The organism is Citrobacter sp. RHBSTW-00859 (assembly GCF_013729795.1).
Classification (GTDB): domain Bacteria; phylum Pseudomonadota; class Gammaproteobacteria; order Enterobacterales; family Enterobacteriaceae; genus Citrobacter; species Citrobacter braakii.
Genome location: NZ_CP056284.1, coordinates 1,311,619 through 1,337,004, shown reverse-complemented (window position 1 = coordinate 1,337,004; position 25,386 = coordinate 1,311,619). Strand labels below are relative to the sequence as shown.

23 protein-coding genes and 1 pseudogene are annotated in these 25,386 nt (G+C 55.0%); 11 read left to right on the top strand and 13 right to left on the bottom strand.

The genetic code is table 11. The features are described from left to right. Window positions 1-2 precede the first annotated feature (2 nt). The gene (locus HV302_RS06565) at window positions 3-1,064 is read left to right on the top strand and encodes a fimbrial protein (protein ID WP_326928799.1); all 1,062 of its coding nucleotides are present in this window, start codon (window positions 3-5) and stop codon (window positions 1,062-1,064) included. 4 nt (window positions 1,065-1,068) lie between these two features. Here HV302_RS06565 and hcaR read toward each other — a convergent pair whose 3' ends face one another. Then, entirely contained in the window at window positions 1,069-1,950 is an 882-nt protein-coding gene (hcaR, locus tag HV302_RS06560; protein ID WP_019077393.1) for a DNA-binding transcriptional regulator HcaR, read from the bottom strand. A gap of 135 nt (window positions 1,951-2,085) precedes the next feature. Here hcaR and hcaE point away from each other — a divergent pair, with 135 nt between their 5' ends. From hcaE to hcaD, 5 genes are read left to right on the top strand one after another with little or no spacing between them, the layout of a single operon-like run. Further along, a complete protein-coding gene (hcaE, locus tag HV302_RS06555) occupies window positions 2,086-3,447 on the top strand; it encodes a 3-phenylpropionate/cinnamic acid dioxygenase subunit alpha (protein ID WP_047358252.1) in 1,362 nt (453 codons plus the stop codon). Beyond that, window positions 3,444-3,962 carry a 3-phenylpropionate/cinnamic acid dioxygenase subunit beta gene (gene hcaF / locus HV302_RS06550; protein WP_016154024.1) on the top strand — a complete coding sequence of 173 codons (519 nt, stop codon included), beginning with the start codon at window positions 3,444-3,446 and terminating at the stop codon, window positions 3,960-3,962. The genes hcaE and hcaF overlap by 4 nt, the downstream gene beginning before the upstream one ends. After that, a complete protein-coding gene (gene hcaC, locus HV302_RS06545) occupies window positions 3,962-4,282 on the top strand; it encodes a 3-phenylpropionate/cinnamic acid dioxygenase ferredoxin subunit (protein ID WP_016154025.1) in 321 nt (106 codons plus the stop codon). Before hcaF ends, hcaC begins: the two co-directional genes overlap by 1 nt. Next, complete coding sequence (gene hcaB, locus HV302_RS06540; protein WP_019077395.1) at window positions 4,279-5,091, top strand: 3-phenylpropionate-dihydrodiol/cinnamic acid-dihydrodiol dehydrogenase; 813 nt, start codon at window positions 4,279-4,281, stop codon at window positions 5,089-5,091. The genes hcaC and hcaB overlap by 4 nt, the downstream gene beginning before the upstream one ends. A 9-nt stretch (window positions 5,092-5,100) precedes the next feature. After that, entirely contained in the window at window positions 5,101-6,303 is a 1,203-nt protein-coding gene (gene hcaD, locus HV302_RS06535) for a phenylpropionate dioxygenase ferredoxin reductase subunit (protein WP_181627069.1), read from the top strand. A gap of 78 nt (window positions 6,304-6,381) precedes the next feature. On the opposite strand, the gene glyA is transcribed toward hcaD, so the two are convergent. Further along, the gene (glyA, locus tag HV302_RS06530; RefSeq protein ID WP_003835277.1) at window positions 6,382-7,635 is read right to left on the bottom strand and encodes a serine hydroxymethyltransferase; all 1,254 of its coding nucleotides are present in this window, start codon (window positions 7,633-7,635) and stop codon (window positions 6,382-6,384) included. Between the two features lie 326 nt (window positions 7,636-7,961). Between glyA and hmpA the strand changes: the two genes are divergently transcribed. Both hmpA and HV302_RS28525 read left to right on the top strand, forming a co-directional pair. Continuing rightward, window positions 7,962-9,152, top strand: coding sequence for an NO-inducible flavohemoprotein (hmpA, locus tag HV302_RS06525; protein ID WP_191212336.1), 1,191 nt, complete (start codon window positions 7,962-7,964; stop codon window positions 9,150-9,152). A 4-nt stretch (window positions 9,153-9,156) separates the two neighbouring features. After that, window positions 9,157-9,252: pseudogene (locus HV302_RS28525) on the top strand (hypothetical protein); the annotation flags it as partial. On the opposite strand, the gene glnB reads toward HV302_RS28525, so the two are convergent. The 5 genes from glnB to purL all read right to left on the bottom strand — a co-directional run bounded on the left by glnB (window position 9,249) and on the right by purL (window position 17,627). Continuing rightward, on the bottom strand, window positions 9,249-9,587 hold the full coding sequence (gene glnB, locus HV302_RS06520; RefSeq protein WP_002914032.1) for a nitrogen regulatory protein P-II: 339 nt from the start codon (window positions 9,585-9,587) through the stop codon (window positions 9,249-9,251). The pseudogene HV302_RS28525 and the gene glnB sit on opposite strands and share 4 nt — an antisense overlap. Window positions 9,588-9,647: 60 nt before the next feature. After that, window positions 9,648-10,982 (bottom strand): two-component system response regulator GlrR, encoded by a 1,335-nt coding sequence (gene glrR / locus HV302_RS06515; RefSeq protein ID WP_029139623.1) that lies wholly within the window; start codon window positions 10,980-10,982, stop codon window positions 9,648-9,650. Further along, entirely contained in the window at window positions 10,982-11,725 is a 744-nt protein-coding gene (gene qseG / locus HV302_RS06510) for a two-component system QseEF-associated lipoprotein QseG (RefSeq protein WP_049041523.1), read from the bottom strand. Before qseG ends, glrR begins: the two co-directional genes overlap by 1 nt. Before the next feature lie 22 nt (window positions 11,726-11,747). After that, on the bottom strand, window positions 11,748-13,178 hold the full coding sequence (gene qseE / locus HV302_RS06505; RefSeq protein ID WP_049282310.1) for a two component system sensor histidine kinase QseE/GlrK: 1,431 nt from the start codon (window positions 13,176-13,178) through the stop codon (window positions 11,748-11,750). Between the two features lie 561 nt (window positions 13,179-13,739). After that, window positions 13,740-17,627: a phosphoribosylformylglycinamidine synthase gene (purL, locus tag HV302_RS06500; RefSeq protein ID WP_181627067.1), complete on the bottom strand. Its 3,888-nt coding sequence runs from the start codon at window positions 17,625-17,627 to the stop codon at window positions 13,740-13,742. A gap of 257 nt (window positions 17,628-17,884) precedes the next feature. Here purL and mltF point away from each other — a divergent pair, with 257 nt between their 5' ends. Continuing rightward, window positions 17,885-19,435 carry a membrane-bound lytic murein transglycosylase MltF gene (gene mltF, locus HV302_RS06495; protein WP_016157165.1) on the top strand — a complete coding sequence of 517 codons (1,551 nt, stop codon included), beginning with the start codon at window positions 17,885-17,887 and terminating at the stop codon, window positions 19,433-19,435. Window positions 19,436-19,483: 48 nt separating this feature from the next. Here the strand turns inward: mltF and tadA are convergent, their stop codons facing one another. Genes tadA through murQ form a run of 4 tightly spaced genes read right to left on the bottom strand, consistent with a single transcriptional unit; the run spans window position 19,484 to window position 22,945 of the window. Continuing rightward, entirely contained in the window at window positions 19,484-19,981 is a 498-nt protein-coding gene (gene tadA / locus HV302_RS06490) for a tRNA adenosine(34) deaminase TadA (RefSeq protein WP_046275235.1), read from the bottom strand. Window positions 19,982-20,038: 57 nt separating this feature from the next. Further along, window positions 20,039-20,674 (bottom strand): phosphatidylglycerophosphatase C, encoded by a 636-nt coding sequence (yfhb, locus tag HV302_RS06485; RefSeq protein WP_016157167.1) that lies wholly within the window; start codon window positions 20,672-20,674, stop codon window positions 20,039-20,041. 3 nt (window positions 20,675-20,677) lie between these two features. Beyond that, window positions 20,678-22,042, bottom strand: a complete 1,365-nt coding sequence (locus tag HV302_RS06480) for a PTS transporter subunit EIIC (protein WP_181627066.1) — start codon at window positions 22,040-22,042, stop codon at window positions 20,678-20,680. Window positions 22,043-22,051: 9 nt separating this feature from the next. Beyond that, the gene (gene murQ, locus HV302_RS06475; RefSeq protein ID WP_181627065.1) at window positions 22,052-22,945 is read right to left on the bottom strand and encodes an N-acetylmuramic acid 6-phosphate etherase; all 894 of its coding nucleotides are present in this window, start codon (window positions 22,943-22,945) and stop codon (window positions 22,052-22,054) included. A gap of 117 nt (window positions 22,946-23,062) precedes the next feature. On the opposite strand from murQ, the gene HV302_RS06470 reads away from it, so the two are divergent. Together HV302_RS06470 and HV302_RS06465 are read left to right on the top strand one after the other, a co-directional pair. Next, window positions 23,063-23,911 carry a MurR/RpiR family transcriptional regulator gene (locus HV302_RS06470; protein ID WP_016154045.1) on the top strand — a complete coding sequence of 283 codons (849 nt, stop codon included), beginning with the start codon at window positions 23,063-23,065 and terminating at the stop codon, window positions 23,909-23,911. A gap of 55 nt (window positions 23,912-23,966) precedes the next feature. Beyond that, window positions 23,967-24,227 (top strand): YfhL family 4Fe-4S dicluster ferredoxin, encoded by a 261-nt coding sequence (locus tag HV302_RS06465; RefSeq protein WP_003037590.1) that lies wholly within the window; start codon window positions 23,967-23,969, stop codon window positions 24,225-24,227. Window positions 24,228-24,267: 40 nt separating this feature from the next. On the opposite strand, the gene acpS is transcribed toward HV302_RS06465, so the two are convergent. Together acpS and pdxJ are read right to left on the bottom strand one after the other, a co-directional pair. Next, complete coding sequence (acpS, locus tag HV302_RS06460) at window positions 24,268-24,648, bottom strand: holo-ACP synthase (RefSeq protein ID WP_003037588.1); 381 nt, start codon at window positions 24,646-24,648, stop codon at window positions 24,268-24,270. Then, window positions 24,648-25,379: a pyridoxine 5'-phosphate synthase gene (gene pdxJ, locus HV302_RS06455; RefSeq protein WP_016157172.1), complete on the bottom strand. Its 732-nt coding sequence runs from the start codon at window positions 25,377-25,379 to the stop codon at window positions 24,648-24,650. The genes acpS and pdxJ overlap by 1 nt, the downstream gene beginning before the upstream one ends. Between the last annotated feature and the right edge of the window lie 7 nt (window positions 25,380-25,386).

The following is a 25,386-nucleotide window of genomic DNA, read 5'->3' as shown; positions in this document are numbered from 1 at the left end:
GGATGAAAAATGGGATTGCCGCCGCGCTGCTGGCGCTATCTATCGCCCCGGTCTACGCGGAGAACGGGTCCTGCGCCGCAGCAGGTCGCTTTAACGCCGATGTTTCCAGCGACTGGACACAAGCCCAGAACGTCGCCGGAACCTCGCTGGAGCTGCCGACACCGCTCTCGGGCGGTGCCTATCAAATTGATTGCGACTGTGGCGCGGGTAGCAAAGTGGCGCTGTTCTATACGGTCACCAGCGCGCTATCCGGAAACGGTCAACTCAGCGGCTTTTACCATCTGAATGATAATCTGGATATTAAAACCGAAGTTGACGATATTCCCGGCGCCACAGCCGTCTTACCGACAAACCGTGACCCATTGAGAGAAAGCGGCTCGTATGAAATAAACAACACCAAAGGCAGCGTGTGTACCGACGATCCGGCGGAGAATCGCGCCGCGCCGGTGACGATTGGCGCACGTACCCGTTTTACGCTGTACGTCACCAAACCCTTCTTAGGTGAACTGGTGATTCCAGATACCCCAATCGCCTCCGTACGGGCCGGATGGAGCACGACGACCTCCCCTCCGTTAATGAACAGCCTGGGAAATATCGCCGAGCTGCACATCCAGGGGAGCATTACCGTGCCCCAGGACTGTAAAATCAACCAGGGCGACGTCATTCAGGTCGATCTCGGTTATATCAACACCAGTCGTTTCACTACCCGCAATGAGATGCCGGACGGCTATACACCAGTCAATTTTGATATTGTCTACAACTGTGGCGATACATCAAGCATCAACAATGATATGGAAATGAGGATTGATGGCGATGATGTGCTTGATCAGTACACGTTAGTCGCCCGCCGCCGGGAGGCCGATAATATCCCGAACATCGGCGTGAGAATGGCTCGTATCGACGACACCCACATCAATATCCCGTTCACAAATGGGTTGATCGCTATCGGTGATACCGGCGAGGGGCGCATCAGCCTGGAGGCATGGCCGATCAATCTCCTCGGTGGAACGCCAGCCCCAGGTAAATTTAGCGGTACAGCCACGATTACCGTTCTCGTGAAATAGCGGTTTACTCTATCCTCTGGCGTTGTGCCAGTTCGATGAATTGCTGCAGGGCGGGCTTTAGCTCGCCCTTCTTCCATGCCATCAACAATGCCAGCGTTGGCGCTTCACCGACGATTGGCCGAAAAACCACCTGCCCGGTATTAAAATTATTCATATAACCGGGTATCAAAGTCACCCCCAGCCCCATGCCGACCAGATTCATGGTCACCAGAATATTGGTCGCTACCTGCACAATATTGGGCTGGCTTTCCTGCTGCTGAAACCAGTTTTTGACAATCATCGCTAGCGCCCCGGAATAAGCGGGATCGGTACTGACAAAATTTACGCCGTGTAACTGTTCTGCGGAGATCGCTTGCTCATTGGCTAACGGATGATTCACCGGTAACACCACGACCAGCGGCTCATGAATCAGCTCCAGATAATCCAGCTCCGGGCTGTACACCGGGTGACGCATTAAGCCCACGTCCAGTTCTCCGTTGAGGATCCTTTCTTCCTGTTCGGTGGTTATCAGGCTTACCAGCTCAATGTGCGTATCCGGTTGTTTTAAACGAAATAAGGGCAGCACTTTCGGGAGCAAATTCACCTCAGCGGAAGGGACAAAACCAATAGCGAAATGATTATCTTCCTGCCCCGTTTTACGGGCGCGAACTTTGGCATTTTCCGCCTGCTCAAGGATCGCCAGCGCGTCCTGTAAAAAGCACTCCCCCGCCGCCGTCAGCGCAACTTTTCGCTTGTCCCGCACCAGTAACGGAACGCCCACGCAGGTTTCCAGATCGCGGATCTGGCTGCTTAACGACGGCTGAGAGGTATGCAGCTTTTCTGCCGCCCGGGTGAAATTCAGCGCCTGCGCCACCGCCACAAAATAGCGTAAGTGCCTCAGTTCCATGCCCTTCTCCTTGTTATCGAAAAAATGTCTCAACTGGTAGAAATTTACTATTTCACAGATTGATAACTAACCAGCAACATCCTTATGGCACAAAAATAGAAGGTCAATACATCTTATCTTTCAGGATTAAAAAATATGACCACACCCTCAAATTTAGACATCTACCAACTGATCGACACGCAAAACGGTCGTGTAACCCCACGGATTTATACTGACCCAGAAATTTACCAACTGGAGCTGGAGCGCATCTTCGGGCGCTGCTGGCTATTTCTCGCCCACGAAAGCCAAATCCCCAAAGCCGGTGATTTTTTTAACACCTACATGGGCGAGGATGCGGTCGTGGTGGTTCGCCAGAAAGACGGCAGCATCAAAGCGTTTCTCAACCAGTGCCGCCACCGGGCGATGCGCGTCAGCTACGCCGACTGCGGGAACACTCGCGCCTTTACCTGCCCGTATCACGGCTGGTCGTACGGTATCAATGGCGAGCTGATCGACGTCCCGCTGGAGCCTCGCGCTTACCCGCAAGGGCTATGCAAATCGCACTGGGGACTGAACGAAGTTCCTGGCGTAGAGAGCTATAAAGGGCTGATTTTCGGCAACTGGGACACCACCGCGCCCACGCTACGCGATTATCTCGGCGACATCGCGTGGTATCTCGACGGTGTGCTTGACCGCCGCGAAGGCGGCACAGAAATCGTCGGCGGCGTACAGAAGTGGACCATCGACTGTAACTGGAAATTCCCCGCCGAACAGTTTGCCAGCGATCAGTATCACGCATTGTTCAGTCATGCCTCCGCTGTGCAGGTGTTGGGGGCAAAAGACGACGGTAGCGATAAACGCCTCGGTGACGGACAAACCGCTCGCCCGGTGTGGGAAACCGCCAAAGATGCACTACAGTTCGGCCAGGACGGGCACGGCAGCGGCTTCTTCTTTACCGAAAAGCCGGATGCCAACGTGTGGGTCGACGGCGAAGTCTCCAGCTACTACCGCGACACCTACGCGGAAGCTGAACAGCGTCTGGGTAAGGTTCGTGCCCTGCGTCTGGCCGGTCACAACAACATTTTTCCAACGCTTTCCTGGCTCAATGGTACCGCTACGTTGCGCGTCTGGCATCCGCGCGGTCCTGATCAGGTTGAAGTGTGGGCGTTCTGTATTACCGATAAAGCCGCCTCTGATGAAGTGAAAGCCGCATTTGAAAACAGCGCTACGCGCGCTTTTGGCCCCGCCGGATTCCTTGAGCAGGACGACTCGGAAAACTGGTGTGAAATTCAAAAACTGCTGAAGGGCCATCGGGCGCGTAATAGCAAACTGTGCCTGGAAATGGGGTTAGGTCAGGAGAAACGTCGTGAAGACGGCATTCCGGGGATCACCAACTACATCTTCTCAGAAACCGCCGCCCGCGGCATGTATCAGCGCTGGGCTGATTTACTCAGCAGCGAAAGCTGGCAGGAAGTGCAGGAAAAAACCGCCGCTTACCAGCAGGAGGTGATGAAATGAGTGCTTTAGTTTCCCTGGAACTGCATCACCGCATTACGCAGTTTCTCTACCATGAAGCCAGCCTGCTGGATGACTGGCAGTTTCGCGACTGGCTGGCACAGCTGGATGACGACATTCGCTATACCATGCGCACAACGGTCAATGCCCAGACGCGCGACCGTCGCAAAGGCGTGCAGCCGCCAACCACCTGGATTTTTAACGACAACAAAGATCAGCTTGAACGTCGTATTGCGCGACTGGAAACCGGAATGGCCTGGGCAGAGGAGCCGCCGTCGCGTACCCGACACCTGATCAGCAACTGCCAGGTCAGTGAAACCGAAGTGCCGGATGTGTTCGCCGTGCGCCTTAACTATCTGCTGTATCGCGCGCAAAAAGAGCGCGATGAAACCTTTTACGTCGGCATGCGCATGGACAAAGTGCGCCGTTTACCGGGCGATGAGTGGCGCTTACTGGAGCGTGAGATCGTGCTGGATCAAGCGGTGATCACCTCCCATAACCTGAGTGTATTGTTCTGATGAGTCGTATTTATGCCTGCCCCGTAGGGGATTTGCCGGAGGGTGAAGCGCTCCGGCTCGACACCTCGCCCGTCATCGCGCTGTTCAACGTTGGCGGCGAGTTTTATGCCATTAACGATCGCTGTAGCCACGGTAATGCCTCGATGTCGGAAGGTTATCTGGAAGACGATGCGACGGTGGAATGCCCGCTACATGCCGCCAGTTTCTGCCTGAAAACCGGTAAGGCGTTGTGTTTACCTGCCACCGATCCGCTGACCACCTACGCGGTGTACGTGGAAGGTAGCGATGTGTTCGTTGATATTCCAGAGGACGCGAGATGAGCGATTTACGCGATAACGTGGTCTTTATCACCGGCGGCGGCTCCGGTCTTGGCCTGGCGCTGGTCGAGCGTTTCATTGAGGAAGGCGCGCGGGTCGCCACGCTGGAACTTTCGCCAGCCAAAGTCGCCAGCCTGCGCCAACGTTTTGGCGAACATGTGCTGGCAGTAGAAGGCAACGTCACCTGCTACGCCGACTATCAGCGCGCGGTGGATCAAATTCTGGCGCGCTACGGCACCCTGGACTGTTTGATCGGCAACGCCGGGATATGGGATCACAACGCCTCGCTGGTCAATACGCCAGCGGACGCGCTGGAGAGCGGCTTTCATGAGCTGTTTAACGTCAACGTGCTGGGCTATTTGCTGGGTGCAAAAGCCTGCGCCCCTGCGCTTATCGCCAGCGAAGGCAACATCATCTTTACCCTTTCCAACGCGGCGTGGTATCCCGGCGGCGGCGGTCCGTTGTATACCGCCTCTAAACATGCCGCCACCGGGTTGATTCGCCAGTTAGCCTACGAGCTGGCGCCAAAGGTGCGCGTCAACGGCGTCGGTCCGTGCGGTATGGCGACCGATCTGCGCGGCCCACAGGCGCTGGGCCAGGGCGATACGTCGATTATGCAGTCGCTGACGCCGGAAAAAATCGCCGCCATTTTGCCGTTGCAGTTTTTTCCTGAGCCAGCGGATTTTACCGGCCCGTATGTGATGCTGGCGTCAAAGCGCAACAATCGCACATTGAGTGGCGTGATGATCAATGCCGATGCCGGTTTGGGCATTCGCGGTATTCGTCACGTTGCCGCCGGACTGGATCTCTGAGGAGGCGTTATGAGCCATAAAATTATCGCTATCGTCGGCGGTGGTCAGGCTGCGGCAATGGCCGCCGTCGCACTGCGTCAGCAAGGATTTAACGGCGAATTGCATCTGTTTTCCGATGAGCCGTATTTGCCCTATGAACGCCCTCCGCTCTCCAAAGCGATGCTGCTGGACGAAAATCCACAGCGACAGCCGATCCTGAACGCTGACTGGTGGCGGGAGAACAACGTACAGCTGCATCTTGGCGTCACGCTGCGTCAGATTGACCGCACCTCGCGCACGCTGATACTCGCCGATGGTCAGTCTTACCGCTGGTCGCAGTTGCTGTTGGCGACCGGGGCCGCCGCCAGACCGCTGCCGCTACTGGATAAACTGGGCGAACGTTGCTTTACCCTGCGTCACGCCACAGATGCCGAGCGTCTGTGCGGTGCCTTGCTGCCGGGTAAGTCGATTGTGATTGTCGGTGCGGGCACCATTGGCCTGGAATTAGCGGCCAGCGCGATCCAACGCGGCTGTCGGGTGACGTTAGTGGAGCTGGCCTCAACGGTAATGGGTCGCAACGCCCCTGCTCCGGTGCGCGACTATCTGCTAAACCGCCACCGACAGGCAGGGGGGCGGGTGTTGCTCAACAGCGCCATTGAGTACGCTGAAGCGGGAGAGTTTCTCTCGCTTACCCTGCAAAACGGCGAGACGCTACAGGCCGATGCGCTGGTTTATGGCATCGGTATCGTGGCGAATGATGCGCTGGCTCGCGAAGCGGGGCTGGAGACGGCTAACGGTATTATCGTTGACTCCGCCTGCATCACCTCCGATCCCGCGATTTTTGCCGCCGGTGATGTGGCGATAACGCGCCAGCCCGACGGTTCGTTAGAACGAGTAGAAAGCTGGGAAAATGCCAATAACCAGGCACAGATTGCCGCTGCCGCAATGCTTAATCTGCCGTTGCCGGAGAAGACGCCAGGCTGGTTCTGGACCGACCAATTTAATGACAATCTGCAATTTGTTGGCGATATGCAAGGGCAAACATGGTTCTGTCGTGGCAATCCGGATGACGGCAAGGCTATCTGGTTCCACCTGCGTGATGGGAAGCTAATTGGCGCAGTAGCGCTCAACAACGGACGCGAAGTGCGCGCACTGCGTAAGTTAATTCATTCAGGACGAGCGGTAAGCGAGGAAGAACTGTGCGATGAAGGCGTAGCGCTGAAGTCGTTGTGATAGCAGCCTGATAAGCGCAGCGCTATCAGGCATTAAAAAAGGCCGCGTCAGCGGCCTTTCGTTTTGCGTTAAGCAGAATTACGCGTAAACCGGGAAGCGTGCGCAGATATCCAGAACTTTACCTTTGACGCGCTCGATAACGGCTTCGTCATTGATGTTGTCCAGAACGTCACACATCCAGCCAGCCAGCTCTTTCACTTCCGCTTCTTTAAAGCCACGGCGAGTTACAGCCGGAGAACCGATACGGATACCGGAAGTCACAAACGGGCTCTTCGGATCGTTCGGCACGCTGTTTTTGTTAACAGTGATGTTAGCGCGGCCCAGCGCGGCGTCAGCTTCTTTACCGGTCAGGTTTTTATCAACCAGATCCAGCAGGAACAGATGGTTTTCAGTACCGCCAGAAACCACTTTGTAGCCACGGTTCAGGAACACTTCCACCATCGCTTTGGCGTTTTTGGCAACCTGCTGCTGGTAAACCTTAAACTCAGGCTCCATCGCTTCTTTCAGCGCCACGGCTTTCGCCGCGATCACGTGCATCAGCGGGCCGCCCTGCGCGCTTGGGAACACCGCGGAGTTCAGCTTTTTGTACAGCTCTTCGTCACCGCCTTTCGCCAGGATCAGGCCGCCGCGCGGACCTGCCAGGGTTTTGTGGGTGGTGGTGGTCACTACGTGTGCGTGTGGAACCGGGTTCGGGTAAACGCCTGCGGCGATCAGGCCCGCAACGTGCGCCATGTCAACGAACAGGTATGCGCCAATGCTGTCGGCGATTTCACGCATTTTTGCCCAGTCAACAACGCCGGAGTAAGCAGAGAAGCCGCCGATGATCATCTTCGGCTTGTGCTCTTTGGCCTGCTTAGCCATATCTTCGTAGTCAATTTTACCGGACTCATCAATACCGTAAGGGATGATGTTGTACAGCTTGCCAGAGAAGTTAACCGGGGAACCGTGAGTCAGGTGGCCGCCTTGCGCCAGGTTCATACCCAGAACGGTATCACCCGGTTGCAGCAGAGCGGTGTAAACAGCGAAGTTAGCCTGGGAGCCGGAGTGCGGCTGTACGTTAGCGTAGTCAGCGCCAAACAGCTCTTTTGCACGATCGATAGCCAATTGCTCAACGATATCAACGTACTCGCAACCGCCGTAGTAGCGCTTGCCCGGATAACCTTCAGCGTATTTGTTGGTCAGCTGAGAACCCTGCGCCTGCATAACACGCGGGCTGGTGTAGTTTTCGGAGGCGATCAGTTCGATGTGCTCTTCCTGACGTACTTTTTCCTGCTCCATAGCCTGCCACAGTTCGGCATCATAATCGGCAATGTTCATTTCACGCTTTAACATCCGCATCTCCTGACTCAGCTAACAATAGAATTTCGGCCTAAAAAGGCAGTCCCGTTGGACGACGGCGAACAGTATAACCGAATCATTCTTCGATAACAGGTCTTGACAAAGGATTTTACGCAAACGATTACCTTCACGGCACGCAAGGCTTTGGAGAACAAAGGTCTGCTGAATTTCAACGGATTTCTTTTCAGGTTTGTGATGCAGATTTTTCACGATGTAACCTTTACAACGCAAAGTTACAAAGAACCATTTACAATGCAGGGGTATTTTTTATAAGATGCATTTGACATACATCATTAAAATTTCAGATAAAGGAAGACCGTATGCTTGACGCACAAACCATCGCTACAGTGAAAGCCACCATTCCCCTGCTGGTTGAAACAGGCCCGAAGCTGACCGCCCATTTCTACGATCGCATGTTTACGCATAACCCAGAGCTGAAAGAAATCTTCAACATGAGTAACCAGCGTAATGGCGATCAGCGGGAAGCGCTGTTTAACGCTATTGCCGCGTATGCCAGCAATATCGAGAACCTGGCGGCGCTGTTGCCTGCCGTTGAGAAAATCGCGCAGAAGCATACCAGCTTCCAGATTAAGCCGGAGCAGTACAACATCGTAGGTGGCCATTTGCTGGCAACGCTGGACGAAATGTTCAGCCCAGGCCAGGAAGTTCTGGATGCATGGGGCAAAGCATACGGCGTGCTGGCGAACGTTTTCATCAACCGTGAAGCGCAGATCTACAGCGAAAATGCCAATAAAAATGGCGGCTGGGAAGGTACCCGTCCTTTCCGCATCTTGGCAAAAACCCCACGCAGTGCGCTTATCACCAGCTTTGAATTTGAACCTGTCGACGGTGGCGCAGTGGCTGAATATCATCCGGGGCAATACCTGGGCGTCTGGCTGAAGCCGGAAGGTTTCCCACATCAGGAAATTCGTCAGTACTCACTGACCCGTAAACCCGATGGCAAAGGCTACCGTATTGCTGTGAAGCGTGAAGACGGTGGTCAGGTTTCCACCTGGCTGCACAACCATGCGAATGTGGGCGACGTCGTTCACTTAGCCGCACCTGCGGGCGATTTCTTTATGGACGTCGCGACCGAAACCCCAGTGTCTCTGATTTCAGCAGGCGTAGGTCAGACCCCGATGCTGGCGATGCTGGATACGCTGGCAAAAGCGAATCATACGGCGCAGGTTAACTGGTTCCACGCGGCAGAAAATGGCGATGTACATGCCTTTGCCGATGAAGTGAATGAACTGGGCAAAACGCTGCCACGCTTTAGCGCACACACCTGGTATCGTGAGCCAACCGAAGCCGATCGCGCGAAAGGTGCGTTTGATAGCGTTGGTCTGATGGATTTGAACAAACTGGAAGGCGCAATCAGCGATCCGGCGATGCAGTTTTATCTGTGCGGTCCGGTTGGCTTTATGCAGTTTGCCGCGAAGCAGTTGGTCGGCCTGGGCGTGAAAAACGAGAACATTCATTACGAATGCTTCGGCCCGCATAAAGTCTTGTAATTACATCATGCCGGATGGCGCTGCGCTTATCAGGCCTACGGGAGATTGTAGGCCTGATAAGGTGTTTACACCGCCATCCGGCAAGCACGGCGCGGCTTAGATTGCCGCGTCGTCTTCTTCACCGGTGCGAATACGAATCACGCGTGCCACGTCGAAGACAAAAATCTTACCGTCACCGATTTTACCGGTCTGGGCAGTACGAATAATGGTGTCGACGCAGGTATCGACGATGTCGTCGGTGACCACAATTTCAATTTTTACCTTCGGCAGAAAATCCACCATATATTCCGCACCACGGTACAGCTCAGTATGGCCTTTCTGACGGCCAAACCCTTTCACTTCTGTTACAGTCATACCGGTAATGCCGACTTCAGCCAGCGCTTCGCGGACGTCGTCCAGCTTGAAGGGTTTAATAATCGCATCAATCTTTTTCATGCTATTCCTTGAAAAGGTCGCCTGTCTTTTGATCGAATAAAACTAACATAATCCGCAGATTTATTCTTTGAAATCGTTTGCATCCAGCTCATGGCGAGAGAGCAACTTGTAGAATTCGGTGCGGTTGCGCCCCGCCATTCGCGCCGCATGGGTCACATTGCCCTTGGTGATTTGCAACAGCTTACGCAAGTAGTTGAGTTCAAACTGGTTACGCGCTTCAACAAAGGTCGGCAGCGCGGTGTTCTCCCCTTCCAGCGCCTGCTCCACCAGCGCGTCGCTGATCACCGGCGAAGAGGTCAACGCCACGCACTGCTCAATCACGTTAACCAACTGACGCACGTTACCAGGCCAACTGGCGGTCATTAACCGTTTCATGGCATCGGTCGAAAAGGCGCGCACGAACGGTTTGTGTCGTTCAGCAGACTGGCGCAGCAGATGGTTTGCCAGCAGCGGAATATCTTCCGTACGCTCGGCCAGCGCCGGGATCTTCAGGCTCACCACGTTGAGGCGATAGTACAAATCTTCGCGAAATTCCCCCCGAGCCATCGCTTTGGGTAAATCACGGTGGGTCGCGGAAACGATCCGCACATCAATATCGATATCGCGGTTACTACCCAGCGGCCTGACTTTTCGCTCCTGCAATACACGTAGCAATTTAACCTGCAACGGCGCGGGCATATCGCCAATCTCATCGAGAAACAGCGTCCCGCCTTCCGCGGCCTGAAACAGCCCTTCACGATTGCTCACCGCGCCGGTAAAGGCGCCGCGCGCATGACCAAACAGCTCAGACTCCAGCAGTTGTTCCGGCAATGCGCCACAGTTAATGGCAATAAAAGGCTTGAGGCTGCGCGGGCTAGCGTTGTGAATGGCCTGGGCAAAAACTTCTTTCCCGGTTCCGCTTTGGCCGTTGATCAATACGCTTACGTCCGATTGCGCCACCATGCGCGCCTGTTCCAGCAGGCGCAGCATCAGTGGGCTGCGGGTGACGATGGACTCACGCCAGCTGTCATCAGCGGCAGGCGCAGACTGTTCCAACGCCCCGTCGATCGCATGGTATAACGCGTCTTTATCGACCGGCTTAGTGAGAAAGCTGAACACCCCTTGCTGAGTCGCCGCAACGGCGTCGGGGATGGAACCGTGAGCGGTGAGGATAATAACCGGCATTCCCGGCTGCACTTTCTGGATTTCAGTAAACAGCTGCATGCCGTCCATTTCATCCATGCGCAGATCGCTAATAACCAGATCCACTTTTTCACGGTTCAGCACTCGTAGCCCTTCCTGCCCGCTTTCTGCGGTTACGACGCTGTAGCCTTCGCTGGTCAGGCGCATTCCAAGTAATTTCAACAGGCCGGGATCGTCATCCACCAGCAGCAGATGCGCGGGCTTACGGCTTATCATGGCGTGACCTCATCGGCAGACGGCGCTGCGCCTTCCTCATTATCAGGTGGGGTGAGTTTATCGTTCCCGTGCGGCGCATCAGGGTTGTAACTACCGGCAGGTTTGCGCGTGGAAAGCTGGCGTTCAATATCGGTTAGATTCTCCAGCTTGCGGGTCGTGAGATCGAGCTGAGACTGCAAGTGTTGTTGCTGCTGACGTAGCGTATCAAGATCGCTGTCTGACGCCTGCTGAAGCTTGCTGTAGCGCATACGCTCTTCGGCCAGTTGCAACTGCAACGTCTGACTGCTGCGCCAGACCTGATACAGCGGGCGTACCTGTGGCGGAATTTGCGGGCTTAATGCGTCGAGGCGCGTAACCGTCTCCCGCCTTTCAGGCGGCGTAATGTTGGCGTTATCAAGCAGGATCCCGCGCCTGAAAGCCCCTTGCCAGGTATCAGGCATCATCGTGCTGGCTTCACTACGCGCCTGTACCGGCATCAGGCGATTGGCGCAATCCATCGCCCGCAGCCAGTACAGCGGATTGGTTTCTGTGGGCTGACCAGACAGCGACCAGATATCGCTACAGTCGGTTGCAAGGTAGTCCGCCAGTTGATGAGGCGGAATTTTCTCCTGCGAGGGGTCGCCGATAATATGATTCACCGCGTTCGGGACGCAGCCTACCAGCGCCAGACACGGCAGGCTTGCTAGGATGACGCGACGGAAAAAATGTCGTTTAAGCATTCGGACAACAACGTATGGCATACTCACCAGACTTAGGTTTATTTTAGTGATTTTTCGCTGCAGATAGCGGCAGTTCTATGCGAAAACAAACATTTTGCGCATGCTCATCAACCAGATACAGTTTGCCCCGCATACGGCGGATGCAATCTCTGGCAATGCTCAGCCCCAACCCGCTTCCTTTTACCGCCCCTTTTCGCTGATGGCTACCCTGGAAAAAAGGCTCGAAGATCATGGTCTGTTCTGCTTCTGGAATCGGTGTGCCGGTATTCATTACATCAATGTATACCATTGAGCCATGCAAACTGCTGCGGATCCAAATGTTACCGGATTCAGCGCCATAGTGCACCGCATTGGAATAAAGATTGTCCAGCACGCTCATCAATAGCATCGGTTCTGCCAGGCAGGCGTTCACCGCAAGCGCAACATCAGTATGTATCATTTTGGCGCGAGCGGGCAGGCTATGTGCAGAAACAACACTTTCCACCAGCGGCGCGATTTCCACTCGTTCAAGCTCAACCTCGTCATCCGCCAGCTTGCGGTTGTAATCGAGCAGTTGCTCAATCAGTTTTTGCAGGTTGCGGCTACTGTCATCGAGAATTCCGACCACCTCTTTTTGCTCTGGCGTTAACGGCCCAACGACCTGATCGGCTAACAGCTCGGTACCTTCGCGCATACTCGCCAGAGGCGTTTTCAGCTCATGAGACAGGTGGCGTAAAAACTGATGTCGTTGTGACTCCAGCCAGGAGAGACGTTCGCTCAGCCAGATAATGCGCTGCCCCACGGAGCGCAGCTCCCGGGGTCCCGTAAATAATACGCTATCGCCCAGCGAGCGCCCTTCCCCCAGACGATTGATCATTTTTTCTATGCCCTTCACCGGACCGATTATCATGCGGGTAAACAGCAACACCATCGCCAGGCTGACAAGAAACAGCACCAGCGCCTGCCAGCCAAAGAACTGCCCACGTTCGGCTATTTCCTGCTGTAGCTGCTGCCCACGAGAAAAGACGACCGTGCGCGTCGCTTGTACCATTTCAGTATTGGCACTGGCGAAAGCGTCCAGCCGCGCCGCCGCCACGCTATCAGGACCACTGTTGGTGCACTGTAACTGCGCGAGATCGTTGAGGTCCTGACGCAGTGCCTGATAAAGCTTGGTATCCGGCAACACACCCGCATGCGCATCCAGCATGTCGCTGTAGCGTTTACGTTGGCTCTGGTAAACCTTAGCCAGCGTTGGGTCATCAAGCACACAGTATTGCCGGTAGCTACGCTCCATCTCCAGCGCGGCATTGGTCATCGCTTCACTGCGTCTGGCGTCAATCAGCGTGGTTTGGTTCGTCAGCGCCGCCTGTGCGCTCAGGGCATTCAGACTTTGCCACGCCTGCCAGGCCAAAACTAACAACGGCAGCAGGATAAGCAAAAATGCCAACGTAACCAATTGACGTAAAGATCGGGGGAAAACAGACCAGCGCTTCAAGGCGTTACTCTCAATGGACAGGAATAGGTTGATGCTAACTGAGGGGAACGTCAGATACAACAAAGCCGGGATTAACCCGGCTTTGTTGTGGAATAAGGCGGTGCCTAACTCGACGTTTCGCCCGAAGGTTGATATGAGCGATGCTAATATCAGATGTTGGACGGCAGGCACCTTGTTGTGCGTCATTCGAAGTTTATGTAGCACGTCCCGAAGGGGCTGACATAAGAAGGTGAATGAGCCACTGGGCTATATTATGCAGCATCTGTGCCAATATTCAAAACACTTTATTAACACAATGATAAATATAGAAAATGTTCTTATTCACATGAAAAATGATTTTGGCTATTTTTCACCCTTACTGTCGCCAATCAGCAACACCCACAGCACTTAAAAACAAATTCATTGTAAATCATATAATTAAATGTCTCTTTTTAGCGACAACGTAACCCCACCTATGTCGGGATTTCCCGACACTTAAACGCATTGTCGGATAGCGGCATACAAAATGACTGACAAAAAAAAAGCCCCTCACGCAGAGGGGCTTAAAGGTTATCGAGCTGATTACCCGAGTTGTTTACGCGCGTTGCGGAAGATACGCATCCACGGGCTGTCCTCGCCCCAGTTTTCCGGGTGCCAGGAGTTGCTCACGGTACGGAATACGCGTTCCGGGTGCGGCATCATAATGGTGACGCGACCATTTTCAGTAGTAACGGCAGTAATTCCGTTCGGCGAACCATTCGGGTTAGCCGGGTAGGTCTCGGTCACCTTACCGAAGTTATCAACGTAGCGCAGCGCCACCAGTCCCTTACTCTCCAGCGCGGCCAGATGTGCGCCGTCACGCACTTCCACACGGCCTTCACCGTGAGAAACGGCAATCGGCATCATCGAACCAACCATATCGGCAAGCAATAAAGACGGGCTTTGCGTCACTTCGACCAGGCTGAAGCGGGCTTCAAAACGATCGGAGTGGTTACGCACAAAGCGTGGCCACAGCTCGCTTCCCGGGATCAGTTCACGCAGGTTAGACATCATCTGGCAACCGTTACACACCCCGAGCGCCAGCGTTTGCGGGCGATGGAAGAAGGTTTCGAACTCATCACGGACGCGGTTGTTGAACAGAATCGACTTCGCCCAGCCTTCCCCTGCGCCGAGCACATCGCCGTAAGAGAAACCGCCACAGGCTACCAGCGCCTGGAAGTTACCCAGACCGATGCGTCCGCCCAGCAGGTCGCTCATATGCACATCGATGGCGTCAAAGCCCGCACGGTGGAAGGCAGCCGCCATTTCAACGTGGGAGTTCACGCCCTGCTCGCGCAGCACGGCCACTTTTGGACGCGCGCCGGTAGCGATGTACGGGGCGGCAACATCTTCGTTGATATCAAACGACAGTTTTACGTTGAGGCCAGGATCGGCATCGTTGGTTTTCGCGTCGTGTTCCTGATCGGCACACTCCGGGTTGTCGCGCAGACGCTGCATCTGCCAGGTGGTTTCCGCCCACCACATGCGCAGCGTGGTGCGGCTTTCGCTGAACACCGGCTGACCGTTGGCGCTCAGGGTGAAACGGTCACCCGTTACCGCCTGGCCGAGATAGTGCACGCAATCTGCCAGGCCATGTTGTGCCAGCAACACCTCAACCGCTGCACGGTCAGCAGCGCGAACCTGGATCACTGCGCCCAGCTCTTCATTAAACAGCGCCGCCAGACGATCGTCACCCAGCGAGTGGATATCAGCGTCAATACCGCAGTGACCGGTGAAGGCCATTTCCGCCAGCGTAACCAGCAGTCCGCCGTCGGAACGGTCATGGTAGGCCAGCAGCTTACGCTGCGCGACCAGCGCCTGAATGGCGTCGTAGAAGCCTTTCAGTTGCTCAACGTTACGTACGTCGGCAGGCTTGTCGCCCAGTTGACGATAAACCTGTGCCAACGCCGTCGCGCCCAGCGCGTTGTGACCCAGACCGAGGTCAATCAGCAGCAGGGCGTTGTCTTCAGTAGAGAGCTGCGGGGTTATCGTGTGGCGCACGTCTTCCACACGGGCAAAGGCGGTGATCACCAGCGACAGCGGCGAAGTCATTTCACGCTGCTCATTACCTTCCTGCCAGCGGGTTTTCATCGACATAGAGTCTTTGCCCACCGGAATAGTCAGGCCAAGCGCCGGACATAATTCTTCCCCAACGGCTTTTACCGCTTCGTACAGCCCGGCATCTTCACCGGGGTGACCCGCAGCCGCCATCCAGTTAGCCGACAGTTTAATGCGTTTGATATCGCCAATCTGCGTTGCCGCAATGTTAGTCAGCGCTTCACCTACCGCCAGACGCGCAGAGGCCGAGAAATCCAGTAGCGCAACTGGCGCACGCTCACCGATAGACATCGCTTCACCGTAGTAGCTATCCAGGCTTGCGGTGGTGACCGCGCAGTTGGCTACCGGGATCTGCCACGGACCAACCATCTGGTCACGCGCCACCATGCCGGTAACGGTACGGTCGCCGATCGTCACGAGGAACGTTTTCTCAGCGACAGTCGGCAGATGCAGCACGCGGTTAACCGCATCTGCAATCGAGATTTCGCCACGATTCAGGGCGTCGCCTTTGGCTTTCAGCGTCTGCACATCGCGGGTCATTTTCGGGGTTTTACCCAGCAGCACATCAAGCGGCATGTCGATCGGCTGGTTATCGAAGTGGCTGTCGCTCAGTGTGAGATGCTGTTCTTCAGTGGCCTCACCGATCACCGCATACGGCGCGCGCTCGCGCTTACACAGTTCGTCAAACAGCGGTAGCTGGTCAGCGGCAACCGCCAGCACATAACGCTCCTGGGATTCGTTACACCAGATTTCCAGCGGGCTCATACCCGGCTCGTCGCTAAGGATATCGCGCAGCTGGAACTTACCGCCGCGACCGCCATCGCTTACCAACTCCGGCATGGCGTTAGACAGACCGCCTGCGCCAACGTCATGGATAAACAGGATCGGGTTCGCATCGCCCATCTGCCAGCAGCGGTCGATAACTTCCTGGCAACGGCGTTCCATTTCCGGGTTGTCGCGTTGTACCGAAGCGAAATCAAGATCGGCATCAGACTGGCCGGAAGCCATAGAGGAGGCCGCCCCGCCGCCAAGCCCGATGTTCATCGCCGGGCCGCCGAGGACGATCAGCTTGGCGCCAACGACTATCTCACCTTTTTGCACATGATCGGCACGGATGTTACCGATCCCCCCCGCCAGCATGATCGGTTTATGGTAACCGCGTAGCTCTTCGCCGTTGTGGCTGTTGACCTTTTCTTCGTAGGTTCGGAAGTAGCCGGTCAGCGCCGGACGACCGAATTCGTTGTTAAATGCCGCGCCGCCCAACGGACCTTCGGTCATGATATCGAGCGCGGTAACAATACGGTCCGGCTTACCAAAGTCTTCTTCCCACGGCTGTTCAAAGCCAGGAATACGCAGGTTGGAAACGGAGAAGCCCACCAGCCCGGCTTTCGGTTTTGCACCACGACCGGTTGCACCCTCGTCGCGGATTTCGCCGCCGGAGCCGGTAGCCGCGCCCGGCCACGGAGAGATAGCCGTCGGGTGGTTGTGGGTTTCAACCTTCATCAGGATGTGGGCTGGCTCCTGATGGAAATCGTAGCGGCCGGTTTTGTGGTCGGCAAAGTAGCGGCCCACTTCAGAACCTTCCATTACCGCGGCGTTGTCTTTATAAGCAGACAGCACGTGGTCCGGCGTGGTTTCGAAAGTGTTTTTAATCATCTTGAACAGCGACTTGGGCTGCTGTTTACCGTCGATAACCCAGTCGGCGTTAAAAATTTTGTGGCGGCAGTGCTCGGAGTTAGCCTGCGCAAACATGTACAGTTCAATGTCGTTCGGGTTGCGTCCCAGTTTGGTAAACGCATCCTGCAGATAGTCGATTTCGTCTTCCGCCAGCGCCAGACCGAGACGCAGGTTAGCGTCGATCAGCGCCTGGCGTCCCTCACCCAGCAGATCAACACTGGAGACCGGCGCAGGCTGGTGATGGACAAACAGTTTTTCGGCATCGTTCAGCGCAGAGAAAACCGTTTCCATCATGCGGTCGTGCAGTTCGTCGGCAACCATCTGCCACTGCTCAGCGGTCAGCGTAGAGGCTTCTACATACCAGGCAATGCCACGTTCCAGACGGCTAATCTGTTGCAGGCCACAGTTGTGGGCAATATCAGTCGCTTTAGAAGACCACGGGGAGATGGTGCCAGGGCGAGGCGTAACCAGCAGCAGTTTGCCTTCAGGGGCATGGCTGTGAAGAGCAGGACCATATTTCAGCAGGCGTACAAGCTGGGCGTGCTCATCCTCATTCAACGGTGCATTCAGATCGGCAAAATGGACGTACTCGGCGTAAATATTGTGGACCTGGAGGTTGGCAGCCTGAAAACGTGCCAGCAGTTTGTTAATACGGAATGCAGACAGTGCAGGTGAACCACGCAGAATTTCCATCATAAGTCTCTCGTCTTCTAAGCTTTCGGTGTGCCCAAGTGGGGGAAACGGGCGTCATTATAAAGAATCTACCGCGCCGACGAAACCGTTTGCGTCGAAATAAAATCACGACCTTCTCTTATCATCAAATGCGGTCTGGTTTCTGAATAAGTTGCCAACTGACGCAAGTTTAAGCAAAATGCCGCTCATTAATGACGACTTCACTTCTTAATCATCACCACAGCAGGCAGAGACAACGTACGGTTCAGAGAATTAACTAATTGAAAAAATTAAAGATTAATTATCTGTTCATCGGCATATTAACGCTGTTGTTGGCAGCGGCCCTCTGGCCATCTATTCCCTGGTTCGGTAAAGCCGAAAATCGTATCGCCGCCATTCAGTCGCGGGGAGAACTGCGCGTCAGTACCCTCGACTCGCCGTTAACTTACGCGACCCTCAACGGTAAGAAATTCGGCCTGGATTATGAACTGACTCAGGCGTTCGCCAACTACCTGGGCGTGAAGTTAAAAGTCACCGTGCGCCAGAACATCAGCCAGCTTTTTGACGACCTGGATAACGGCCATGCCGATCTGTTAGCCGCAGGCCTGGTATATAACAGCGAGCGGGTGAAAAATTACCAGCCCGGCCCAACCTACTATTCGGTTTCACAACAGTTGGTGTATCGGGTTGGGCAATACCGCCCGCGCACTCTTGCCACTGTGAACGAAAATCAGCTGACCATCGCCCCGGGACACGTGGTGGTTAACGATCTCCAGTTACTTAAAGAGAATAAATTTCCCGATCTGAGCTGGAAGGTGGATGACAAAAAGGGCACTACTGAACTGCTTGATGATGTTATCGCCGGGAAGCTGGATTACACCATTGCCGATTCCGTCGCCATCAGCTTATACCAACGCGTACATCCTGAGCTGGCCGTAGCGCTGGACGTATCTGACGAACAGCCGGTGACCTGGTTTAGTCGCCTGGACGATGACAACACGCTGTCTGCCGCCCTGTTGGATTTTTTTAACACCATGAATGAAGACGGCTCTCTGGCGCGGCTGGAAGAGAAGTATCTCGGACATGGCGATGATTTTGACTATGTTGATACCCGCACCTTTTTACGTGCCGTAGACAGCGTATTGCCGGACCTTAAGCCGCTGTTTGAGAAATATGCGCAGGAGATAGACTGGCGACTGCTCGCCGCAATCTCTTATCAGGAGTCGCACTGGGACGCGCAGGCCACTTCCCCGACCGGCGTACGCGGGTTGATGATGCTGACCAAAAATACCGCTCAAAGTCTCGGACTGACTGACCGTACCGATGCCGAACAAAGCATCAGCGGCGGCGCACGGTATTTGCAGGATATGATGAGTAAAGTGCCCGATACCGTCCCCGAAGGGGAACGCATCTGGTTTGCGCTCGCAGCCTACAACATGGGTTATGCGCACATGCTGGATGCACGGGCGCTGACAGTGAAAACCAAAGGCAATCCGAACAGTTGGTCCGACGTAAAACAGCGTCTGCCGCTGCTCAGCCAAAAGCCGTATTACAACAAGCTGACCTATGGTTATGCGCGAGGCCACGAAGCCTACGCTTATGTAGAAAATATCCGTAAGTACCAGATTAGCCTGGTGGGGTATCTGCAGGAGAAAGAAAAACGGGCGCTTGAAACGCAGCAACTGGCGCAGGATTACCCGGCGGTGACGCCGGCAGAGCTAATAGGTAAAGATGAATTGCCGCTTTCGGCGTTTCTGTCTCAGACGTCGTCAAATTACCTGTCGCACTCCCCTTCCCTGCTGTTTTCACCGCAGAAAAAAGAGGACAAGTAGCCTCGTAGGCCTGATAAGCGCAGCGTCATCAGGCAATCAGACCGGCATTTACAAATTGGCGTTTTTTTTCAGCGCTTTGATTTCCTGACGACGCATGCGGAAGAAATCACTGAGCAACGTTGCGCATTCATCCCGTAGCACCCCTTCGGTCACCTCCACCCGATGATTCATTCCAGGGTGATGCAGTACATCCATTAATGACCCGGCAGCCCCCGTTTTCGCATCGCGCGCGCCAAAAACGACATGGCCGATACGGCTGTGCACCATCGCGCCTGCGCACATCACACACGGCTCCAGAGTGACATACAGCGTGGTATCCAACAGACGATAGTTTTGCAGCACCAGGCCACCCTGACGCAGCGCCATAATTTCAGCGTGGGCAGTCGGATCATGGTGACCAATCGGACGGTTCCAGCCTTCGCCAATCACGCGGTTGTTATGTACCAATACCGCGCCCACCGGGACTTCACGCTCATCCCAGGCGCGCTTAGCCAGTGTTAAAGCATGACGCATCCAGTATTCGTGGCTAAATTCAACTTCAGACAAAGGGGGTAACTCCAGTAATCAAAGCGGGCGCATTATACACAGACGCTATCGTTTACTCTATTCGAGTTGTTGCAGCTCTCCGCGCGGCGTGACGCGCCAGCGATGCTGGCAAAAAGAGAGCAGAGGATTGTCCTGATTACTGTCGCTGTAGCCACTGTAAAGCTGAAGCGGCGCACCAATGTGGCGTTCCAGTTGTGTCACTTTCTCATGGCCCAGACAGCGCAGAGGCAGCACCCACCCGCCGAATCCCCGCGCCATTTTACTGGCGATCAGATTGACACGCGGTAGCCACGGCGTGTCGAAGTACACCTGCTCAACCAGCGACTGCGGGGAGCCAGTGATAAGCCAGATTTCGGCGTCAGAGCTTAACAGGTAGGTTGTCAGCCGCTGCTGAACGAGCGGAAAGGCCGTCACGTTACTGCGAAACCAGCGCACAAAGTCAGCCTGATGCCCTTTCAGGCGCGCCTCGCTACGACCAAAAGTACATCCCCATAACAGCAGGCTCATTGGCCAGCGGGCGGCGCGCCCTTGTATCAGCAGCGCCAGCGCAATCACCGGTAGCAGAGGCAGCACAAGCAACGCGTTCAGCGGCTGGCGACGCAGCAGATAACGTATAAAGCTACCGAACATATCTTGCTGGTGTAACGTGCCATCCAAATCAAAAAAAACAACGCGGCGCTGGTGATTGGTCAAACCTTATTCCTCTGGATCGTTGAACCCCAATAGCCAGGTAAACAGGAACCCGGCGATAACTGCTACCAGATAGCCTAACAGATAGAACATCACTTTTCCGGCAACAATCGTTAGTGCCAGCGGCAAACCGGAGATGCCAAAGGTGATAACCGTCGCCACCTTCCAGTAGCTAATCAGCGCCCCGCCTACCGCTCCGCCAAGGCAGGCGCCGATAAACGGTTTACCCAACGGCAGCGTGACGCCAAAAATAAGCGGCTCACCAATACCCAGCAGCCCGACCGGCAGCGCTCCTTTGATCACTTTCTTTAGCCGCACATTGCGGGTTTTCATCAACACCGCTATCGCAGCCCCAACTTGTCCAACGCCTGCCATCGCCAGGATAGGAAAGAGCGCGTTATAACCGTGTGCCTGTACCAGCTCAACGTGGATGGGCACCAACCCTTGATGAAGTCCGGTGAGCACCAATGGCAGGAAAGTTCCCGCCAGTATGGCACCAACCAGGAACCCGCCGCGGTCGATAGCCCAGGATGCGCCGTGAGCGATGGATTCAGAAATCCAGCCTCCAAGCGGTTGCAGCGCCACAATCGCGATGGCCCCGGTAATGATGGTGGTCAGCAGCGGGTTAAGGATAAGCTCCAGCGATTCCGGCAACAGCTCGCGGAATTTGCGCTCGATCCAACACATCAGCGCAACCACCAGCAGCACTGCGATCACCCCGCCGCGCCCCGGCTGCAACGCTTCGCCAAACAGGGTAATCTGCGCCAGCTGTGGACTGGAGAGGATCCCCGCCATCACCCCGCCCATCGCCAGAGAGCCGCCGAAGACTTTGGCGGTATTCACCCCAACCAGAATATTCATGATGGCAAACACGGCGCTACCAAATATGCCCATCAGCCCCAGCATATTCGGATAATGGGTCGCAAAATCCCCCACGATATCCGGCCGCTTAAGGATGTTTATAATGCCGGTGATCAAACCGGAGGCGATAAACGCCGGAATAAGAGGGATAAAGACGTTCGCCAGCTTGCGCAGCGCATCGCTCATTGGCGCTTTGTACTTCGCTTTGGCCTCTGATTTGGTGCGCTCGATATTATTCACATCTGCACGCTCGCCGCCACCGGCAATCAGGGAGCGCATGGCATCCACCACCTTGGCAGCTTTACCGGGGCCGACGATTATCTGATGCTGCGCGCCCTGCTTCACGTAACCGCTAACACCGGGCAGTTGCCTGAGACGGGGAATATCAATCTGATCGTCATCCTGAACTTCCACCCTGACGCGGGTCATACAGTTTTCCAGGCGCAGAATATTTTGCTCTCCGCCTACGCCCAGCAGAATGTCGCTGGCCAGCACCGCCGTCTTATCCATATACACCTCTTAGTGTTCTAACACCGCGCGTAAAAAACCCTGGTGAGCGGCAAGCTTTTCGCGGGCGGTAGCGGCATCCAGGCCGGTGAGCGCCATTAAAATCGCTGGCTTAACGTCAAAATCAGTCTGCTTTAACAGCGCTTGCGCCTGTTCACGCGCAATGCCGGTGGCTTCAACCACCATACGGCACGCTCGATCGACCAGTTTGACGTTGGTTGCCTGCATATCCACCATCAGGTTCTGGTACACCTTGCCAAATTTCACCATCGCACCGGTGGAGATCATATTGAGCACCAGTTTTTGCGCGGTGCCGGATTTCAGTCGCGTTGACCCGGTCAACGCCTCCGGCCCCACCACCGGGGAGATAGCAATATCCGCTTCATGCGCGACAGGAGAATCCGGATTGCAGGAAATAGCCGCCGTCGTACAACCCACCGAACGCGCATATTTCAGCCCGCCAATCACATACGGCGTGCGACCTGAAGCCGCCAGACCAACCACCAGATCCTGTGCGGTAAGGTTGAGTGCGCGCAGATCGTCCTCGCCTAACTGCGGGTTATCTTCCGCGCCTTCTACCGCCTTGAGCAGCGCGCCCGGCCCCCCGGCAATCAGCCCAACCACCAGACCATGCGGTACACCGAAGGTCGGTGGGCACTCAGACGCGTCCAGCACTCCAAGACGTCCGCTGGTACCTGCGCCCATGTAAATAATGCGTCCACCGGCTTTTAACGCGTTGGCTGCCGCATCGACCGCACACGCAACTTGAGGCAGAGTTGCTTTTACTGCTTCCGCTACCAGCGTATCCTGTTGATTAAATCGATGAACCAACTCCAACGTTGAGAGCGCATCCAGATCCATGGTCTGTGGATTGCGGGTTTCTGAAACTAATGCACCGAGATTCATTTTTTGTTCCTTAGGAATTTTTAATTCATAATAATCTGTCATAATGGAATATTATATTCATCCAGGCGAGTGAAATTTTGTTTTGCAATCGCCATCACGTTTTCGCCAGGAGACAGCATGAACTGTTTAATTCGCATTCGTCAGCGTTACCCGGACCTCGCGCAAAGCGATAAAAAACTTGCGGATTATCTTCTTGCTCAGCCGGATACCGCGCGTCATCTCAGCTCACAGCAGCTGGCCTTTGAAGCAGGTGTCAGCCAGTCCAGCGTGGTGAAGTTCGCGCAAAAGATGGGCTTTAAAGGGTTTCCGGCACTGAAACTGGCGATTAGCGAAGCGTTGGCCAGCAATCCCAACCCTCATTCCATTCCGGTGCATAATCAGATTCGCGGTGACGACCCCATGCGTATGGTGGGCGAAAAGCTGATTAAAGAAAACGTGGCGGCGATGCATGCGACGCTGGATGTCAACAGCGAAGAGAAACTGATAGAGAGCGTCACGATGCTGCGCTCAGCCCGGCGCATTATCCTGACCGGGATTGGCGCATCGGGTCTGGTAGCGCAGAATTTTGCCTGGAAACTGCTAAAGATTGGTTTTAACGCAGTGGTTGAACGCGATATGCACGCCCTGCTGGCGGCGGTGCAGGCGCTTTCACCCAACGATCTGCTGCTGGCCATTTCGTATACCGGAGAACGCCGCGAACTCAACCTGGCTGCGGATGAAACGTTGCGCGCCGGAGCCAAAATTCTCGCCATCACCGGATTTACCCCTAACGCCCTGCAACAGCGCGCAACTCATTGTCTGTACACGATTGCTGAAGAACAGGCCACGCGCAGCGCAGCGATTTCCTCTACCCATGCGCAAATGATGCTCACTGATTTACTGTTTATGGCGCTGGTGCAGCAAGATCTGGAGCATGCCCCGGAACGCATTCGCCACAGCGAAGCACTGGTAAAAAAACTGGTCTGAGCAAAGAATGCGCGTATAATGCCCGCCCGATTTGTGATGTTTTGAGAGTTTCCTGATGGCCCTGTTAATCACTAAAAAGTGTATCAATTGCGATATGTGCGAGCCCGAATGCCCGAATGAGGCGATTTCGATGGGTGACAGCATTTACGAGATTAACAGCGACAAGTGTACTGAATGCGTAGGCCATTACGACACGCCAACCTGCCAGAAGGTGTGCCCGATCCCTAATACTATTTTGAAAGATCCGGCACATGTTGAAACGGAAGAGCAGCTGTGGGATAAGTTTGTACTGATGCACCACGCCGATAAGCTGTAACGTTGCCTGATGACGCTATGCTTATCAGGCCGACGAAACGTTAGCTCTCGATAATCACCGTGGCGCAGGCGTAGTGACGCTCATCGGCCAGTGTCACATGCATATGTGCGACGCCGAGTTTTTCCGCCAGTTTTAACGCCTCCCCCCATAACCGCAGACGCGGCTTACCGAGTTCGTCGTTAAAGACTTCAAACTGATTAAACGCCAGACCGTTGCGAATACCGGTACCAAAGGCTTTTGCTGCCGCCTCTTTGACCGCAAAACGCTTCGCCAGAAAGCGCACCGGTTGCTGATGCGTCTCCCAGATTGCCCATTCGTTGTCGCTGAGCACGCGTCTTGCCAGACGGTCGCCGGAACGGGAGATCACCGCTTCGATGCGGGCAATCTCCACGATATCCGTACCTAATCCCAGAATCGCCATTAACCACGCGCTTCCAGCATCAGGCGCTTCATTTCGACTACTGCATCTTTCAGACCGCTCATCACCGCGCGGCCGATAATGGCATGGCCAATGTTCAACTCGTGCATTTCCGGGATCCGCGCGATGGCTTTAACGTTATGGTACGTCAGGCCGTGCCCCGCATTCACCTTCAGACCAAGGCTGGCGGCAAAGGTCGCCGCTTTGGCGATACGCGCCAGTTCGCTGGCCTGTTCAGCGTCGGTTTTCGCATCGGCGTAACAGCCGGTGTGAATTTCGATGTACGGCGCGCCGACTTCAGCAGCGGCCTTAATCTGTTCGTCATCAGCATCGATAAACAGCGAAACCAGAATGCCTGCGTCCGCCAGGCGTTTGCAGGCATCACGCATCTTGTCACGCTGACCGGCGACGTCCAGGCCACCTTCAGTCGTCACTTCCTGACGTTTTTCCGGCACCAGGCAGCAAAAATGCGGCTTAGTCTCAACGGCAATCGCCAGCATCTCTTCGGTTACCGCCATTTCCAGATTCATACGCGTATCCAGCGTCTGGCGCAAAATGCGCACGTCGCGATCGGTAATATGGCGACGATCTTCACGCAGGTGCACGGTAATGCCGTCTGCGCCCGCCTGCTCAACGATAAACGCCGCCTGAACCGGGTCAGGGTATGCGGTGCCGCGTGCATTACGTAAAGTGGCAATGTGGTCAATGTTGACGCCTAACAGTAATTCGGCCATGGCAATC